Below are 1,523 nucleotides of genomic sequence, written 5' to 3'. Positions count from 1 at the left end.
ACAAAAGGATGGCAGCAAGAAGCGGTTCTTCGTATGTTAATGAACAACTTAGATCCTGAAGTAGCTGAGCATCCAGACAAACTTGTCGTTTACGGAGGCATTGGGAAAGCAGCTCGTAACTGGGAAGCTTTCGATGCGATCGTTGATACATTAAAAGAACTAGAAGATGACGAAACATTGCTCGTTCAATCTGGTAAACCAGTCGTTGTATTCAAAACACATACAGACGCACCGCGCGTATTAATCGCAAACTCAAACATCGTTCCAGCGTATGCAAACTGGGATACGTTCCATGAGCTTGATAAAAAAGGCTTGATGATGTATGGCCAAATGACCGCAGGAAGCTGGATTTATATCGGTTCTCAAGGGATTGTCCAAGGAACATATGAAACATTCGCAGAGCTTGCGAAGCAGCACTTCAACGGCACACTTCAAGGCACGATCACTGTTACAGCGGGCCTTGGCGGCATGGGCGGCGCTCAGCCTCTAGCTGTCACAATGAACGGCGGGGTTGTCATCGGCATCGACGTCGATGAAACGAGAATTGACCGTCGTATCGAAACACGCTACACAGATGTGAAAACTCATTCACTAGATGAAGCGATTCGTTTAGCAGAAGAAGCGAAGCAGGCAGGCAAAGCCCTATCGATCGGTTTAGTCGGCAACGCAGCGGACATTCTTCCAGAAATGATTGCCCGCAACTTCATTCCAGATGCATTAACAGACCAAACATCTGCGCATGACCCATTAAACGGATACGTTCCTTCAAAAATGTCAATGGAAGAGGCGGCTGCTCTTCGTGAGTCGAATCCAGAAGAGTATGTGAAACTTTCTAAAGCAGCGATGGCGACTCACGTGAAAGCGATGCTTGAAATGATGGAGAAAGGTGCCATCACATTTGACTACGGAAACAACATCCGCCAAGTAGCGAAAGACGAAGGTGTAGAGAACGCGTTTGATTTCCCTGGATTCGTTCCTGCTTACATCCGTCCACAGTTCTGTGAAGGAAAAGGACCTTTCCGCTGGGCGGCTCTATCTGGAGATCCGGAGGATATTTATAAAACAGACCAAGCGATTTTACGCGAATTTGCGGACAATGAGCATCTATGCAACTGGATCCGCATGGCACAAGAAAAAATCGAATTCCAAGGCCTTCCGGCTCGTATCTGCTGGTTAGGATACGGCGAGCGTGCCCGCTTCGGTAAAATCTTGAACGATATGGTAGCGAGCGGCGAATTGAAAGCACCAGTCGTCATCGGCCGTGACCACTTAGACTCTGGCTCCGTGTCTTCACCGAACCGTGAAACAGAAGCGATGAAAGACGGATCAGACGTTGTATCTGACTGGCCGCTTCTAAATGCCATGGTGAACGCAGTCGGCGGCGCAACATGGGTATCTCTTCACCATGGCGGCGGCGTAGGAATGGGTTACTCCCAGCACTCAGGCGTGGTCATCGTGGCAGACGGAACGAAAGAAGCAGAAGCACGCATCGAGCGCGTATTAACAACAGACCCAGGCATGGG

1 protein-coding gene is annotated in these 1,523 nt (G+C 49.2%); it reads left to right on the top strand.

Going from position 1 to position 1,523, the window contains the following annotated elements:
- The coding region (gene hutU / locus QYG89_RS16960; RefSeq protein ID WP_404319397.1) for a urocanate hydratase at positions 1 to 1,523 on the top strand (1,523 nt) is incomplete at both ends.

Source organism: Bacillus lumedeiriae (assembly GCF_044891285.1).
Lineage (GTDB): Bacteria > Bacillota > Bacilli > Bacillales > Domibacillaceae > Pseudobacillus > Pseudobacillus lumedeiriae.
This window is presented reverse-complemented; position numbering and strand designations above follow the sequence as displayed.